Consider the following 16,355-nt stretch of genomic DNA (forward strand, 5'->3'; position numbering starts at 1 on the left):
GACTGCATTAGGTGGCAAATACCAAGCACGGCTGTGGTAGTCTCCTCTAGGATCCTATCGAATGCTTCCTTAGTCAAAAAAGCCGCTGCAGGTTCTGCTCCTAGGCATCACTTCCCCAACTCACGCTACTACCTACATGATGCAGTAGCTCCCAATGGTCTTCGGGCAATGGTCATCCAATGCCTGGCGTGCAAAAACCGGTTTTTGGCTTCCCTGCCCAAATACGGCTACGGTATTACGCTTGTTATGGCGACTACATAAAATAAATACAGTATTACCGGGTTAAATTTTTGTATTACCGCTTGGAAGTCCTAATTTTATTGAATAAAGAAATTGATGCAATTAATTTTTATGGATGAAGCTTTTCTTTATGCAATGGCAATTTTTTATACAATCGCCGGTTTCATGCATTTTGTGAAAGCGAGGTTGTATATCCGTATCATCCCACCCTATGTTCCCGCTCCAAAATTGGTTAACCGGATCGTAGGAATCGTGGAGATGGTATTGGGACTGGGGTTGGTTTTCGAATCCACCCGAAGCTTGGCTGCCTACGGAATCATCCTGTTATTGATTGCAGTATTTCCAGCAAATTTGTACATGTACCAGAAGGAGAACAAAGGACTTCCCAGGTGGTTGTTATTACTCCGACTTCCCCTGCAACTTGTATTGATTGGCTGGGCGTATGTGTACACTTAAAATTGAGAAAATTTGACCTTTAGTGAATTTAAATTTGTTCCCGAGCTCCAGGAAGGACTGGACGCCATGGGATTTGAAAAGCCCACCCCGATACAGGAACAAGCCATTCCATTGATTTTGGATGGCAAAGACCTGATCGCTACCGCTCAAACCGGAACGGGGAAAACCGCCGCTTTTATTTTGCCGGTATTGAATCAAATTAGTCAAAGCCAGAACAAGGGGGTGAAAGTATTGATCATTGCGCCGACCAGGGAACTGGCCATACAGATTGATCAGCAAATACAGGGGCTGGCCTATTTTCTTGGGATCAGTTCCATTCCCATTTATGGTGGTGGCGATGGCAACACCTGGGAGCAGCAACGCAAGGCGCTGGAATTGGGTGCGGAAATCGTCGTGGCCACGCCGGGTCGATTAATCGCTCTTTTGGCGGGAGGCAAGGTAAAGTTTGATGCCTTGCAGCATCTAATCCTCGACGAAGCGGACCGCATGCTGGACATGGGTTTTTCGGAAGACATCCTCACGATCCTGCAACATTTGCCCAAAAAACGGCAAACCTTGCTGTTTTCTGCGACCATGCCCCCTAAAATTCGCAAATTTTCCCAGCAAATACTTCAGGAGCCGGAGCAAATTTCCATTGCGCTGGGCAAAACCGCGAAAGGGGTAAGTCAATACGTGTACCATGTGTACGACAGCCAAAAAGAGGCCCTGGTCCAACAGATTCTGAAATCTCAGGATTTTCAGGCAGTTATCGTTTTTTGTTCTACCAAGGATAAAGTGAAGTCCTTGTTTAAAACCCTACGAAAACAGTTTCAGGTCGAAGCTTTTCATGCGGATCTCGATCAGTCGGAGCGGGAGCAAATCATGTCTTCCTTTAAAAACAAGTCTTTGAAGATTCTGGTCGCTACCGATATTCTGTCCCGTGGGATTGATGTGGAAGACATTGAAATGGTCATAAATTTTGATACACCCAATGATCCGGAAGACTACGTGCACCGTGTGGGCCGTACCGCCCGGGCTGAGAAAAAGGGAAAGGCGGTAACCTTTGTTAACGAAAAAGATCGCTATAAATACCGAAATATCGAAAACCTGATTGGGTTGCAAATTGAAGTGGTACCGAATCCGGAAGGCATCGGTCCCGGACCGGATTTGAAAAACGAAGGACCCAGAAAACCAAGAGGTGGGGAAAAACACCAGGGAACCGGCAAACCCAAAGGTAAACGGAACAAACCCAAACGAAAACCCCGCGGGGCATCCAATTCGGAACAACATACGAACCCTTCTGCAAACGATTCACAAACAGCGAGCCGCTCATCCGAGGAAGGAAAGTTTCGAAAGCGTAAAAACATTCAGGAAGAATAGGTCCGTTGTCCTACATTAAACCCTAGAGCTCATGAACGAAAAAAGCATCTACATCATAGGCGCTGGCATTTCCGGTTTGGTGGCGGCGATCGAACTGGAAAAAGCCGGTTATTACCCCGTGATATTGGAAGCACAGGGCCAGGTCGGGGGTAGGGTACAGACCGATGAAGTGAATGGGTACCTGTTGGACCGGGGATTTCAAGTACTTCTGACTGCCTATCCGGAGATCCATCGGTACCTGGATTTGGACAAATTGGAATTGAAAAAGTTTAAATCCGGTGCCATCGTCTTTCGTCCGGGAGCGACCTTTGCCATACACGATCCCATGCGGGATCCATTAAAGGGACTGGCCATGGCCTTTTCCCAGGTCGGTACCCTCCTGGACAAGCTACGGCTCTACCGGCTGACCAAGGTGCTGAAAGCAAAAAGCACCGATCTCATTTTTTCATCGGCTCAGAGCAGTACGCTGGATTATTTGAGAAGCGCCGGCTTTTCTAAGCGCATCATCGAAAACTTCTTTGCTCCGTTTTTTACCGGTATTTTCCTGGAGACTTCCCTGTCTACCTCCTCCCGGATGTTTGAGTTTGTATTCAAAATGTTTGCCGAAGGCTTTGCCAGTGTACCTGCTAAAGGGATGGGGCAAATTACCCGCCAACTTTTCGAGCAGTTGAACCACAGCCAGGTCCGTTTCAATACGCCGGTAGCCGGGGTGAAAAAAAACCAGATTTTGTTGGCCGATGGAAACACCATTACTGCGGACAAAATCATCATCGCCACCGCCCATGGGAAGCTCACGGGGCATCCGGAAGAAGCATTTCACCAGGTGACAAACCTGTATTTTACGTTGCAACAGTCGTTCATTGGTAAGCCGATGATTGGATTGGTGACCGACGACAAATTCTTGATCAATAACCTGGTCTTTATGACCGATGTTAGTCCCGAATACGCTGCCGATGGTAGGGCGCTATTATCCGTTTCTGTGGTTAAAAACGTTGCAGGTATAGAAAACCTGGAGGAGCTCATTGCGCTGGAGTTGGAGGTGCTTTCGGGAATTAGCGCCAGTTATTTCCAGCATGTGAAAACGTTTTCCATTCCCCGGGCCTTACCCCATATCGACGATGTAAAAAACTGGATACCCCCACAGCATGCCAAATTATACGATCACGTATACCTGGCGGGGGATCACCTGCTGAACGGATCCATCAATGCGGCCATGACGTCGGGGCGGCTTGCCGCAGAAGCGCTGATCGGCGGAGAATAGCCAAGGCCAGGATAACCGCTACGCGTGTCGGTTTTCCCTGTTTGGTCGCCCTGCGGTAATTTTTCCGGGGCAGTTTTTATATTCTTGCCTGAAAGGTATACAAATCGTAGTACCGACCCTGTAATCCTATCAACTCGTCGTGGCGTCCTCTTTCCACGATCCTACCGCCTTCAATCACCAGAATTTGATCTGCCTGCCGGATCGTACTCAGCCGGTGCGCAATTACAAAGGTGGTTCTGCCCTGCATCAACCGTTTAAGGCTGGATTGAATGTAATTTTCGCTCTCGGCATCCAGGTTGCTGGTGGCCTCATCCAGGATTAAAATTCGTGGATCTGCCAATATTGCCCGGGCAATGGCCAGTCGCTGCCGTTGGCCTCCGGATAGCTTCACGCCGCGTTCGCCGATGACGGTGTCCAGGCCTTTTTCAAATTGATCCGTGAACTGATTTACGTAGGCAGACCGCACGGCTTCCTGGAATGACGCTTCGCTTGCCTGAGGTCTTGGAAACAAAATGTTTTCCCGAATGCTACCCTCAAACAAAAAATCATCCTGTAAAACCACCCCGAGCTGGCTTCGAAACGAATTCAGATCAACTTTACTTAGATCTTCTCCGTCAATGGTTATACGTCCTTTTGTAGGTACCAAAAAGGAAGCCAGCAAGCCCGAAATAGTGGTTTTTCCAGAACCTGAACTCCCCACCAACGCGGTGACTGATCCTGGCGCTGCTTCAAAATTAATCCCCTTGATAACTTCATTGCCCGGTTCGTAGCCAAAATGAACATCCCGAAATACCACGCGTCCCTCTATGGTTGGTAGCTGAATGGTCCGATTGGCAGGGTCTGCTTCCAGTGGTAAGTTCATCAGTTCTTCGGTCCGGTCCAGCCCGGCAAAGGCTTCGGTCAATTGACTGCCGATATTGCTCATTTGCAGGATGGGTGCGATCATAAATCCCAAAAGTAGGGTAAATGCCAGAAAGTCGCCAAAGGTCAGCTGCTCCTCCATGATCAGGTAGCCCCCAATACCCATTATACCTGCCGATGCCAGGCCCAGCAGAAAGGTAGCCGAACTGGTGACAATACTTGTAGCGGTAAGGCTACTTTTCACATTTAGAAAGAGGCGGTTGACTCCGGCTGCAAATATCTCGGTTTCTTGTTGTTCTGCGTTGAAACCTTTGATTACCCGAATGCCTCCCAATGTCTCGGTAAGTCTTCCGGTTACCTCCGCATTTATTTTACCCCGTTCTCGGAAAATCGGTCGAATCTTGCCAAAAGCTTTCATGGAGATCAATCCAAAAATTGCGACCGGAACCAATACGTATAGGGTCATCTTTGGACTGATATAAATGAGCAAAACCAGGCTAATCAGGGAGGTGAGTATGCCACCAACCATTTGAGCCAGACCGGTTCCGACCAAATTTCGAACGCCCTCGACGTCGGTCATGACGCGGGATACCAGTTCGCCGGTTTTGGCATTGTCAAAAAACCGAATCGGCAGACGGATAATATGTGCCTGCACTTGCGCCCGAAGCGTTGAAATCAGGTTTTGTGCTTCCACGCTCAGTATTTGCGTCAGACCGTAAGAAGTGACGGCCTGTAGGGTGACGGCGATGGTGACAGCTAAAATCAACCATTTTAGCAGGTCAAAATTATTCGAAGGAATTACCTCATCCACCAGGTATTTGCTGGCATAGGGAAGCACCAGACCGGATAACCTGCTGATCACAATCAGTCCCAATCCGATGAATACGAACTTTCGCCGTGGCCAGATGATGGTTTTAAAAACATTCTTTATACTGACATTTCCAGACTTTTTCTTCATGGTTCGGAATAAAATTCGAATCGAAAGGTAACAAATAATTTATCAAATTGGGTCCAATTATAGCCGCACAGGTTGGAAAATACCAAAGAAAAAAGCAGCTGGAAATAGCAAAAAAAGCAAACGCAGGAGACGAATCCTGGAGTGGTCGGCCACGGTGAATTTGTTCACACAGGCTGGGCTGCCGGCTTGTAGGAATCAGTACTTTTTTCCCGGATACCGCCAGTTCAGCGACGAATAATCGATTGAGAAAAAACGAAATTAATAGGTGTTGTCGTAACGGCTCAGGAAGCATTTTTTTATCTGAAGAGCAACCCTACCCGGCTTGCTTTTCTGCGAAACTCGGGACAGTTCCGAATTGCCTGAAGGTGGATTCGAGCGCCGTCGGGAGCCTGCAAGCAACCAAAGGTATCAAAAATAAGGGTCCTGCAACGAGTGCACGGAGAAAAAAAGACACGTTTGCCCACCGGGTATGCGCATTTTTAATGGCGCATACCCGGTAAGGAAAATCCATCGTTAGGCTAGTATCCCGATGCCGCATCCATTCCTCGGGGGTCGGCAGCACCTTCGAGTTGCCCATCCTCGCGTACCAATATGGCGTCTACCCGGCCAATGCCCCCTCTTTCTACGAGTTCGTGTCCCTTTGCTTGCAGCAGTTCGAGGATCTCGTTGTTGGCAAATTCTTTTTCGTAGGCGATTACATCCGGCTTCCATTGACTATGGAATCGGTTTTCGTTGACCGCCTCCTGCATGCTCATGTCGAAGTCCATAACATTGACTATTGCCTGAAACACGGAAGTAGGGATGGTTGAGCCTCCGGGAGTTCCTACGACCATATACAATTCGCCATTTTTTTCCAGAATCGTCGGAGTCATGGAACTAAGCATCCGCTTGCCCGGCTCAATCTTATTGGCTTCACCTCCGAGTACACCAAACATGTTGGGAAAACCTGGTTTGATGGAAAAATCGTCCATTTCGTTATTCAAAATAAAACCTGCCCCGTCTACCAGCACTTTTGAGCCCATGCCGCCGTTTAGTGTGGTGGTGCAGGATACGGCATTTCCCTGCGAATCGACAATCGAAAAATGGGTGGTTTCTTCACTCATGGTAAGTACGTTTCCTTCCATGATCCGGTCTGAGGGAGTGGCTAATTCAGGGTCAAAATCTTCGAAGCGTTGGGAAAGGTAGGCTTTATCCAACAATCCGGAGACAGGTACCGGGAAGAAGTCAGCATCCCCCATGTAGGCCGCTCTATCGGCAAAAATTCGCCGTTCCATCTCGGTTTTTAGGTGGAGGTATTCTGCGTAGGCCGTGTTTTTGTTGGAGATGGGATAGTCTTCCAGAATACCAAGCATTTGCAAAAGGATCAACCCTCCGCTACTTGGCGGGCCCATGGTGATAACCGTCGCGTCTTTGTATGCGCCTACCAGTGGCGTGCGCCAGGCGCTTTCGTAATTTGTCAGGTCTTCATGGCTTATGATGCCTCCCCCTCGTTCCATTTCGGCGACAATAAAATCGGCCACCGATCCCCCATAAAATCCTTCTCTTCCATGGTCCCGAATGAGTGTAAGGGTAGTGGCCAATTGCGGCTGTACAAATACGTCACCTTCCTTCCATGCCTTTCCGGTAAAATGTACGGGATCAACCGAGGAATATTTTTTAAGGTTTTCGGAAGCCCGGGTGTAATAGGATGCTTCGTTTTCGGTTAGGGGAAAGCCTTCTGCGGCAAGTTTGATGGCCGGGTCGATTAATTTGGCCCACTCCATGGATCCCAGTTTTTCATGGGCCTTCACCATGCCGTCTACCGATCCGGGAACGCCGGAAGCAAGGTGCCCATTTTGACTTTTTTCAGGCAATGCATCTCCGTTTTCATCCAGGTACATGTCCCTTTCCGCCGCCATGGGTGCCTTTTCCCGGTAGTCCAGGGAATGGTAACTTCCGTCTGCTTTCCGTACCACCATGAAACCGCCTCCGCCAATATTCCCAGCCTGTGGGTACACGACTGCCAGTGCCATGTGTACCGCAACGGCGGCATCTACGGCATTACCGCCTTGTTTGAGAATTTCATTTCCTACTTCGGAGGCCAACGGGTGGGCGGATACTACCATGGCATTGGTCGCCAGTAGTCCGGTAGTTGTTTCTTTTGGTTGACAGGAAATGACAAGGGCTAGGATACTTATCAGGACCCAGGATGCTCCTGCGCTAAGGTAATCTTTCATAGGTATGTGTTAGTGGTTGAATCAATGAAATGGAAAAAGACGTATGTATTAGTGGCTTTGTCGATTCAAAAGGTTAAATGGGTGAATATCGAGAGCAAATTATTAAAAACATCTCAATAATTGGATGGATGGGTAAAAAAATTAACTTAAATCTTTTTTATCCATCGTTTTTTTCAAAAAGTCTTGTAAATCCGTCTCTAGTTCGTCCAACAAAACAAGGAGCTCGTTGTGGTGAATCGGAAACTTGTTTTGGATATCTTCTTCTATTTTTTCAATATGCTGATTGACGCCAGAGGCTCCCAAAAAGCCAAATACCGGTTTTGATTTGTGAAATTTCTGTTTTATTGCTGCAATTTCTCCGAGGTCGTAAAGGGGCATTAGCTGCTTTAGATCCTGAATATTCAGATCCATGACCAATTCCAGGATTTCATTGATCAGTTCAATGTCCTGATCAAAATAATGAAAGATCATGTCTGGCTTGATCTGCTTGTACATAAAGTGTCGTGATAAATATGGGTTGGGTTTTGGTAGATAGTATCAAACCTCACAAACTATAACGCAATAATACAGCCTAAAAGATGTAACATTCTAACAAAAGATACAGAATTTTATTGACAATCACAGGAAATTCTTCGTTTTGATCAAAGATCTTTGGTTAGGGACGTGGACAACGCTTTCCGTAAAGAAATTATCCGTAGGGGGGAACTATTTTGAACGCTAGCAGTTTTTACCCTATAAAAAACATGCAATCGCCGCTACCCAATGAATAAAAACAAGTGGATTTTTCTTATTTTTGGGCTTATTTTCCTGATAGCCATGGTTATCATCGGCTGGGATATGTCGTCCAGAACCACCTTTCCGGGTTCCAAGGGTAATTTAAAAGAACGGATCGAAAAAAATCAGCCTTAAATGGCCTTAAATTTTTTTTTTAACTATCCTGGAATGCATCAATTAATCGTATCCCGAATTTTAGAATCGCTGGAAGCCTCCGAAGTAGCGTATACATCCGACGTCAATTTACCTGTTCATCGCTCGCTTTTAAACGGAAAAGGTGAGGAGCTGCTCTCTGCCGCATATCGGGAATTGGAAGGAAAAGACGATTACCCCTTGCTTCATCACCTGAAAGTACCCGTACAGGTAGGCAAGCACCTATTGGTCTATGACGATGCCAATCATTTTAACCGATACCGACTGGTCACCTTAAAGTCAGCACTATACCGGGTGTTCAATTATCCCTGGCATGCTGCTTACCTGCGCATGTGCCGCACGCATGAACGAGAATGCCTGCTCTCCGGATTACAGGAGCGCGTATGGTCCGGACCTCCGTTGGCTCGATCCTGTTTTGGGCCTGCCGATGTGCCGGGAGAACTGAGCGGCACAGGTGCACCTGGATGGAAATTGAACGCTTACAATGATTTGCAATACGATCTTATTTCCAGGTTGGAGGGATACCGACTGCACCGGATACCGGCCTACGAAAACCTGATGATTGGGGGTAGACTACAACGGATCGACAAGTTGCTTTTACGTCCAGATGATTCGGTAATGCGCGCTATTGGCGCCTGGTTGCTACGGAAAATGGGCTAATTACGGAAATAAACCAAATAATTCCCGATCGATTCGGGCCACTATTTCCGAAAAATCCTCCCGGTTATCGACAAAATTCATGTCGTTGACATCAATTACCAGAAGCTTCCCCTGATCGTAAGTACGAATCCAGTTCTCGTAATGCTCGTTCAGGTTTTTCAGGTAGGAAATCTGAATGGTTTTTTCGTAGTTTCTACCTCTTTTTTCGATCTGGCCCACCAATTTTGGAATATCTGCTTTTAGATAGATCAACAGGTCCGGGGGGCTGATGTAGTTCTCCATGGAGTGGTACAACTCCAGGTAGTTTCTGTAATCCCGGTTGGAAAGCAGCTCCGAAGCGTGAAGGTTAGCAGCGAAGATACGCGCATCTTCGTAAATGGTCCGGTCTTGTATGGTTGACACCTTACTTTGCTGAATTCGCCGCACTTGATTAAACCGGCTGTGTAAAAAATGGACTTGCAGATGAAACGCCCACTTTGGCATGTTGTCATAAAAATCGACCAAATAGGGATTTTCTTCCACCGATTCGAATTCGGCAGTCCAGCCATAGTGTCCGGCAAGTTTTTCTGCAAGGGTTGTTTTTCCACTTCCAATGTTCCCTGAAACGGCTACATGCATGGTTCTGCGTTTTTTTCGTGTTTGATAGGTTTTCGCATCACATTGGCCAGGTCTTCGGAGTAGGCAAAGACCAAATGGGGCGTCGATTCCCTGAGCCACGTGAGTCCAAACTAAATGCCGCTTTTACCAAAAAGGTTCCGGTTTACCTGAAAACCTTTGTTCAACGTAATCCGGTTGGCATCTGCCTCTGCATTGACGGATGGTATCCAAATAGATGGGCTTACGAATTGGATGCATGCCGCATGACCTTTGGATTCCGTCCGTCCAACTTCAGCCTCCCGTCCATAAGAGATTTAAAGAGTTGGTCCGATCTATTTCAAAAATTGAGGGAAGCTGTCTTTTATTCCGAATTAATTTTTAATTTTAATGCGGCCATTTTATAAAATTTTCCCTGGGAGGCCCCACCCAAATTTGCGCGAAATGAATGGTGCCTTGTTATGGTCTGTTTACCCGCTAATCAAGTAAGAAACACATGAATCAATCAACCACTGACAACGAAAACCAACTTAAAAAGACCTTGGGTCCCTTCATGCTTTGGGGCCTGGGAGTAGGTTATGTGATTTCCGGCAATTATTTTGGCTGGAACCTGGGACTGGCGGAAGGGGGAACATGGGGGGCCGCCATTGCGGTATTTTTTGTCATTCTCATGTATGTAACCTTTACCTTTAGTTATACTGAAATGGCCTGCGCCATCCCGCGTGCGGGGGGAGCGTTTTCCTACGCCGAGAGAGGCCTGGGAAAACACCTGGGTTTTTTGGCAGGAATGTCACAGAACATCGAGTTTATTTTTGCCCCACCAGCCATTGCTTCGGCTATTGGGGCTTATTTTGGCATATTTTTTCCGGAATGGGACATAATTTGGATCGGTATAGGGGCCTATCTCATTTTTACTTTGCTGAATGTGGTGGGACTCCAAATAGCCGCTACCTTTGAATTGTTTATCACGATTGTGGCGGTTTTGGGATTGCTTTTCTTTGCGGGCGTGACCTTGCCGGAATTTGACGCGGCAAACCTTTCTGTAAAAGGCTTTCACCAGGGATACATGGGCATTGTCGCCGCCATTCCTTTTGCTATTTGGTTTTTTCTTGCCATAGAAGGAGTCGCGAATGTGGCGGAAGAAACCATTAATCCCCAAAAAAATATCCTTAAGGGCTTCGGTTCTGCCTTATTGACGTTGGTTATTCTTTGTGTGTTGACCTTTGTTGCAGCCGTGGGAGTAGGAGGCTGGGAGGCCATTGTGTATCCGGATGATTCCGGTGTAGCTTCCGATTCGCCGCTGCCGCTTGCCATGGAAATGGTAGTGGGGCAGGGGCATCCGTATTACCAGGCATTGACGTTTATCGCCTTGTTTGGTCTGGTGGCTTCCTTTAACGGAATTATCCTCGCTGCCGGTAGAACCACCTTCGAATTTGGACGGGTCGGCTATGCGCCCAAAGCGATCGGAAAGGTAAATAAGCGCTTTAAAACTCCAGGAAATGCCCTGCTGTTCAATATGATTGTAGGGATCATTGCCCTGCTAACCGGTAAAACCGGCGAAATTATCACCATTGCTGTCTTCGGTGCCCTGGGATTGTACATCCTTTCGATGATCGCCTTCTTTTACCTGCGTAAAAATGAACCGGAGCTGGAAAGACCTTTCAAAGTGCCCATGTATCCCCTCTTTCCCATGGTGGCGCTGGTTATCGCCAGTATTTCCCTGATTGCAATGACGCTGTATAATCTGATGCTTGCACTCTTGTTTTTTGCGATGCTCATTGGATCGTACCTGTTTTTCAGAATATTCATCTACAAACCCTGACCTGCTATGGAATTGACCAATGAAGAAGTTATTCGTTCGCTAAAAGAACGTTCCTGTGGCAAGGTTAAATTAGCCATCGTAGATATAGACGGTGTCTTGCGAGGCAAAGTGGTGTCCCTGGATAAGTTTTCTTCCCTATTGGAAGGCGGAATGGGTTTCTGTGCGGTGGTCTTCGGATGGGATATGGAGGATAAATCCTACGATAACGTGTCCGTTACGGGTTGGCATACCGGATACCCGGATTTTAAGGCGCGTGTTGATTTATCCACCCAGCGAAACATTCCCTGGGAAAATGATCTTCCTTTCTTTTTGGCCGATTTTAACGGGGATACCGATGGGGGAGCGTTGGTCTGTCCTCGAAGCCTACTGCGAACCATCCGCCAAAAATCCCTGAATATGGGATTCAGTCCGCTTTTTTCCCAGGAATTCGAGTGGTTTAATTTTGAGGTAAGCCCCGATGGGTTTGCCGGAAACCAGCCGGGGGACGCAAAGCCCATGACCCCGGGCATGTTTGGTTATTCCCATCTCCGGGCTTCATTAAAAAGTGCTTTCTTTAACGATCTCTTTGATCTTTGCCACCGCTTTGGGATCCCGCTGGAAGGACTACATACAGAAACAGGCCCAGGGGTATACGAAGCGGCCATTCAGTACGGTGAACTACTCGCCGCGGCCGACCGGGCGGTTTTATTCAAAACCAGTGTAAAAGAAATTGCCTACAAACACGGATTGATGGCTACCTTTATGGCCAAATGGACGGAAGACCTGCCGGGAAATGGCGGGCATGTACACCAAAGTTTGTGGGATACCGGATTGGATACCAACCTGTTTTACGATGCAGCAGATCCATGGAACATGAGCCCTTTGATGCGGCAGTACATCGCCGGTCAATTGCATTGCCTGCCATTCATGCTTCCCATGTTTGCTCCCACGATCAATAGTTACAAACGATTGGTAGAAGGGGCCTGGGCGCCGACCACACTCACCTGGGCCAGAGACAACCGGACCACGGCACTACGTGTGCTGTCGGGCGGCAAAGCCTCTACCCGGCTCGAAACCCGCGTAATTGGCTCGGATGTAAACCCGTACCTGGCCATGGCTGCCTGCCTGGCCGCTGGTCTTTATGGTATCGAACATCAATTGGAACTGGAACAGCCAGCCACGGTGGGGAATGGATACGAGGATTACGCCAATGGAATCATTCCTACCTCGCTTCAGGAAGCGACAGCGGCCATGAAAAATTCGGACCTGGCAGCGACCCTTTTTGGTTCCGATTTTGTACAGCATTTCTGCAAGACCCGGGAATGGGAATGCAGAGAATTTGCTTCCAAAGTGACCGATTGGGAACGAAAAAGATATTTTGAAATCATCTAGTTACCTTTAAATACGTAAAAACGACTCATACCTTGCCGCATGAATACCCAACAAAAATATAGTTTTAGTTTTCCAACCGCCATTCGCTTTGGTGCCGGTGTAATCGCTGAATTGGGCGCCTATTTAAAAAGCCAGGGACTCAGCCGGCCCCTTCTCGTCACCGACCCGTTGGTACGTGAACTAGATTTTTTCAAAAAGATCTGTGTACAATTGCAGGAGGCGGGAATCTCCGTGGAGATTTTTTCGGAGGTGCATAAAAATCCCATAAAATCGGATGTACTACAAGGCAAAGAAGCCTATCTCTCCACCCAGCGAGACGGAATTGTTGGCATTGGGGGCGGCGTGGGTCTGGACGTTGCGCGCGCCATCGCGTTGAGCATCCATCATCCAAGGGATCTCTTTGACTACGATGATTTGATCGGAGGTGATAAATACGTAACAGAACCCATTCCCCATTTTGTGACGATTCCTACGACGGCCGGAACCGGAAGTGAAGTCGGACGAAGTGCCATTATTTCCGAGGACGAAAGTAAGAAGAAGCGGATACTTTTTGCCCCCTCACTTTTGGCAAAGATGGTTTTTGCCGATCCGGAATTGACCATGGAACTGCCCGCTTTTATCACAGCCGCAACGGGAATGGACGCGCTTACCCACAATATCGAGGCATATTTGTCCAAAAACTGGCATCCCATGTGTAGCGGAATTGCCCTGGAAGCGATTCAGCTGATCGGAAAGTCACTGGAAAAAGCTACCCATGCCCCGGACCTGGCATCCCGTAGCGACATGCTAATGGCTTCGATGATGGGGGCCGTGGCCTTCCAAAAAGGTCTGGGTGTGGTGCACAGTCTGGCCCATCCGCTTTCCAGCCTTTTGGATACCCACCATGGACTGGCAAATGCGATCAATTTGCCGCAGGGGTTGGCCTTTAACTATCCGGGATGCGAGGAAAAGTTTGATCAAATGGCGCTGATGCTTGGGTTTGCGAAGGGAGAAGGCGCGTTTCTCCCAGCCTACATCAACGATTTGAATTCCAAATTGGGGCTTCCAACACGGCTGTCCGCTATAGGAGTTCTCGAGTCACATATTCCAACGTTGTCAGCCCTGGCACTGGCCGATTTTTGCCACCCCAATAATCCCAAACCGGTCACGGAAAAGGATTTTGAAACCATGTACGTAAACGCGTTATAGGCCATGCTCAAAATTGGTATCAGTGCCTGTTTTATGTATGCCGATCCTTCCCGCCTGGTATTCGGGCCAAAAAACCTGGCTTATGTGGAATGTGATATGTTTTCTTACCTTTCTCAAGCAGGAATCCTACCGGTACTGATTCCCAATTTGCCCGTCGAGCGGTTGGAGAACCTGCTGGGGGAATTGGACGGATTTGTGTTTCAGGGAGGCACGGACCTGGCACCAAAAAGTTATGGTGAAAACCCCATAATTGCAGGAAAGTGGTTGGGCGACCCCTATAGGGATGCGTATGAATTGGGAATTATGGATTACGCAATCCGGCATCGAAAACCCGTGCTGGGAATATGTAGGGGCTTGCAGTTGATTAACGTGTATTTTGGAGGAACCCTTTATCAGGACATCGCCCATCAGGTACCGGAAGCCATCCTTCACCGAGATGCCGAGCGCTACGATCAGCTAACACATAAAATTGACCTGGTGCCTGGAAAAACATTGCAACAGATTTATCCGGAAAAGGAACGAGATACCGTTAATTCGGTGCATCACCAAGGAATAAAAGATCTTGGGAAGGGGCTGGAAGTATTGGCGAGATGTCGGGAAGACGGCATGACCGAAGCCATTCAGGCGAACGATCTTCACGGACAGCTTGTAATCGGCGTGCAATGGCATCCGGAATTTTCGGTGGGAAAAACGGCTCCGCATCTAGATCCCCTCCGCCTGTATCACTATTTTATCGAAACCATCAAAAACAGCTAAGTACATGGACATTATAAATCCAGCAAACGAGAAGCTTATTCAGTCCTTACCTGCCGACACGCCCAGTCAAGTGGCGGCCAAAATTGAACGGCTAAAAAAGGGGCAACCCGATTGGGCCCATCGTTCACTGGAGGAGCGAATAGCAATCATCATTCAATTCGGAACACTGGTAAAGCAGGAAATCGAAACCCTGGCGCTGGTGCTTACCTCCGAAACCGGAAAGCCATTGGAACAAGCCCGTAACGAAATTCGCGGGGCACACAATCGCATCGAACACATACAGGCAAATGCTGCCACCTGGCTGGCCCGGGAACGGGTCGTGACAGCGGGCGCGGTCCGAGAGGAAATCGTTCACGAACCGTTGGGGGTAATAGCCAACATATCTGCCTGGAATTTTCCTTACAACGTAGGATACAATGTCTTTTTGTATGCCCTGCTTGCAGGGAATGCAGTCGCCTATAAGCCTTCCGAATACGCCAGTTTGACCGGACTTAAATTCAGGGACTTGTTGATCAAAGCCGGAGTACCCGCTAATGTGTTCGACTGCTTTATCGGGGGCGCGGCCGTGGGAGAAATGCTCTTGGATGCGGATTTGGATGGGTATTTTTTTACCGGATCCTACCAGACTGGAAAATACATCGCTCAAAAGGTAGCGGCCAAAATGGTGCCGGTACAGCTCGAACTGGGAGGAAAGGATCCGCTCTACATTATGGACGATGTGAAGGATATTAGGCAGGCCGCAATCAATGCCGCGGAAGGAGCGTTTTACAACAACGGCCAAAGTTGCTGTGCGGTGGAGCGAATCTACGTACACGAAAACGTGTACGATGCATTTGTCAAGGCCTTTGTAGCTGAAGTACAGGGGTATGCAATGGGCGATCCGCTAGCGGAAGGAACGTTTATCGGACCGGTCACCCGAAAGGAGCAAATGGAGGTGTTGCGGGATCAGGTTAAAGATGCGCTTGAGAAAGGAGCCGTACTGCATACAGGCGGTAGGCAACGCAAGACGGAGGGATACTTTTGGGAACCTACCGTCCTGACGCAGGTATCGCATCAAATGAAAGTCATGCGCGAGGAGTCTTTTGGCCCGATCATCGGGATTCAATCCGTTCGGAACGATGAAGAAGCCGTAGCCCTCATGAAGGACACGAGCTATGGGTTGACTGCTGCGGTTTTTTCGGACAGCGAATCCCGTGCTGTTCAGGTCCTGGAGCAATTGCCGACCGGTACCGCGTATTGGAATTGTTGCGACCGGGTCAGTCCAAACCTGCCATGGACCGGGCGAAAGAATTCAGGGCTAGGTGTCACGCTATCGTACCTCGGTATCCGTGCCTTTACCCAGCCAAAGGCCTATCATCTAAAGGGTTAGGGGGAAGTTGCGACCGGTCAATTGAGGTCTTTTAATGAATCGTTAAGCTTTTCATGGTTTGTTTATAATATGATAAACGGAAATTTTTTTTTAAAAACATTTTCCTAATCAATTTTACGACTCGGCATGCATCGCACATAAAATATATTTATATTTATAATAATTAATTTAGATAGTTTGTTTCGCGGCGTTTTCCAGGGAAGACCGGATCCCCGGGTAGCGTTTTGCAAAGCAGCACTGTTGTGTCATGCATGGCCCTATTGAACCTACATGTAATGTCGGGGGTAAAACCTGCCCCTTTTTTTATTCCACACCAA

The 16,355-nt window shown here is 48.0% G+C and carries 13 protein-coding genes; 9 read left to right on the forward strand and 4 right to left on the reverse strand.

Annotated features, from left to right (window positions below):
• Positions 1-405: 405 nt before the first annotated feature.
• Genes BMW71_RS02690 through BMW71_RS02700 form a run of 3 tightly spaced genes read left to right on the forward strand, consistent with a single transcriptional unit; the run spans position 406 to position 3,316 of the window.
• Positions 406-696: a DoxX family protein gene (locus BMW71_RS02690; protein WP_317041123.1), complete on the forward strand. Its 291-nt coding sequence runs from the start codon at positions 406-408 to the stop codon at positions 694-696.
• Between the two features lie 12 nt (positions 697-708).
• A complete protein-coding gene (locus tag BMW71_RS02695; protein WP_394333673.1) occupies positions 709-2,055 on the forward strand; it encodes a DEAD/DEAH box helicase in 1,347 nt (448 codons plus the stop codon).
• Between the two features lie 31 nt (positions 2,056-2,086).
• Positions 2,087-3,316: an NAD(P)/FAD-dependent oxidoreductase gene (locus BMW71_RS02700; RefSeq protein ID WP_092169109.1), complete on the forward strand. Its 1,230-nt coding sequence runs from the start codon at positions 2,087-2,089 to the stop codon at positions 3,314-3,316.
• A 76-nt stretch (positions 3,317-3,392) separates the two neighbouring features.
• Here BMW71_RS02700 and BMW71_RS02705 read toward each other — a convergent pair whose 3' ends face one another.
• From BMW71_RS02705 to BMW71_RS02715, 3 genes are all read right to left on the reverse strand, one after another.
• The gene (locus tag BMW71_RS02705; RefSeq protein WP_092169112.1) at positions 3,393-5,135 is read right to left on the reverse strand and encodes an ABC transporter ATP-binding protein; all 1,743 of its coding nucleotides are present in this window, start codon (positions 5,133-5,135) and stop codon (positions 3,393-3,395) included.
• 518 nt (positions 5,136-5,653) lie between these two features.
• On the reverse strand, positions 5,654-7,351 hold the full coding sequence (ggt, locus tag BMW71_RS02710; protein ID WP_218145547.1) for a gamma-glutamyltransferase: 1,698 nt from the start codon (positions 7,349-7,351) through the stop codon (positions 5,654-5,656).
• A gap of 141 nt (positions 7,352-7,492) precedes the next feature.
• Positions 7,493-7,846 carry a hypothetical protein gene (locus BMW71_RS02715; RefSeq protein ID WP_092169115.1) on the reverse strand — a complete coding sequence of 118 codons (354 nt, stop codon included), beginning with the start codon at positions 7,844-7,846 and terminating at the stop codon, positions 7,493-7,495.
• Positions 7,847-8,293: 447 nt separating this feature from the next.
• Here BMW71_RS02715 and BMW71_RS02720 point away from each other — a divergent pair, with 447 nt between their 5' ends.
• The gene (locus BMW71_RS02720; protein WP_092170200.1) at positions 8,294-8,938 is read left to right on the forward strand and encodes a DUF7255 family protein; all 645 of its coding nucleotides are present in this window, start codon (positions 8,294-8,296) and stop codon (positions 8,936-8,938) included.
• On the opposite strand, the gene BMW71_RS02725 is transcribed toward BMW71_RS02720, so the two are convergent.
• Positions 8,939-9,556, reverse strand: coding sequence for a deoxynucleoside kinase (locus tag BMW71_RS02725; protein ID WP_092169118.1), 618 nt, complete (start codon positions 9,554-9,556; stop codon positions 8,939-8,941). It abuts the gene before it with no gap.
• Between the two features lie 472 nt (positions 9,557-10,028).
• On the opposite strand from BMW71_RS02725, the gene eat reads away from it, so the two are divergent.
• From eat to BMW71_RS02755, 5 genes are read left to right on the forward strand one after another with little or no spacing between them, the layout of a single operon-like run.
• Positions 10,029-11,354, forward strand: a complete 1,326-nt coding sequence (gene eat, locus BMW71_RS02735; protein WP_092169123.1) for an ethanolamine permease — start codon at positions 10,029-10,031, stop codon at positions 11,352-11,354.
• A 12-nt stretch (positions 11,355-11,366) separates the two neighbouring features.
• Positions 11,367-12,725, forward strand: coding sequence for a glutamine synthetase family protein (locus tag BMW71_RS02740; protein ID WP_092170203.1), 1,359 nt, complete (start codon positions 11,367-11,369; stop codon positions 12,723-12,725).
• Positions 12,726-12,764: 39 nt separating this feature from the next.
• Positions 12,765-13,913 (forward strand): iron-containing alcohol dehydrogenase, encoded by a 1,149-nt coding sequence (locus tag BMW71_RS02745; RefSeq protein ID WP_092169126.1) that lies wholly within the window; start codon positions 12,765-12,767, stop codon positions 13,911-13,913.
• Between the two features lie 3 nt (positions 13,914-13,916).
• A complete protein-coding gene (locus BMW71_RS02750) occupies positions 13,917-14,669 on the forward strand; it encodes a gamma-glutamyl-gamma-aminobutyrate hydrolase family protein (protein ID WP_092169129.1) in 753 nt (250 codons plus the stop codon).
• Positions 14,670-14,673: 4 nt separating this feature from the next.
• Positions 14,674-16,038, forward strand: a complete 1,365-nt coding sequence (locus BMW71_RS02755; RefSeq protein ID WP_092169132.1) for an aldehyde dehydrogenase family protein — start codon at positions 14,674-14,676, stop codon at positions 16,036-16,038.
• Positions 16,039-16,355 lie beyond the last annotated feature (317 nt).

The sequence above is a fragment of the Cyclobacterium xiamenense genome (genome assembly GCF_900109255.1).
Classification (GTDB): Bacteria; Bacteroidota; Bacteroidia; order Cytophagales; family Cyclobacteriaceae; genus Cyclobacterium; species Cyclobacterium xiamenense.

Coding starts and splice junctions, on each gene's coding strand:
- BMW71_RS02690 (WP_317041123.1), top strand. CDS start 406: ATGCATTTTGTGAAAGCGAGGTTGTATATCCGTATCATCCCACCCTAT.
- BMW71_RS02700 (WP_092169109.1), top strand. CDS start 2,087: ATGAACGAAAAAAGCATCTACATCATAGGCGCTGGCATTTCCGGTTTG.
- BMW71_RS02705 (WP_092169112.1), bottom strand. CDS start 5,135: ATGAAGAAAAAGTCTGGAAATGTCAGTATAAAGAATGTTTTTAAAACC.
- ggt (WP_218145547.1), bottom strand. CDS start 7,351: ATGAAAGATTACCTTAGCGCAGGAGCATCCTGGGTCCTGATAAGTATC.
- BMW71_RS02715 (WP_092169115.1), bottom strand. CDS start 7,846: ATGTACAAGCAGATCAAGCCAGACATGATCTTTCATTATTTTGATCAG.
- BMW71_RS02720 (WP_092170200.1), top strand. CDS start 8,294: ATGCATCAATTAATCGTATCCCGAATTTTAGAATCGCTGGAAGCCTCC.
- BMW71_RS02725 (WP_092169118.1), bottom strand. CDS start 9,556: ATGCATGTAGCCGTTTCAGGGAACATTGGAAGTGGAAAAACAACCCTT.
- eat (WP_092169123.1), top strand. CDS start 10,029: ATGAATCAATCAACCACTGACAACGAAAACCAACTTAAAAAGACCTTG.
- BMW71_RS02745 (WP_092169126.1), top strand. CDS start 12,765: ATGAATACCCAACAAAAATATAGTTTTAGTTTTCCAACCGCCATTCGC.
- BMW71_RS02750 (WP_092169129.1), top strand. CDS start 13,917: ATGCTCAAAATTGGTATCAGTGCCTGTTTTATGTATGCCGATCCTTCC.
- BMW71_RS02755 (WP_092169132.1), top strand. CDS start 14,674: ATGGACATTATAAATCCAGCAAACGAGAAGCTTATTCAGTCCTTACCT.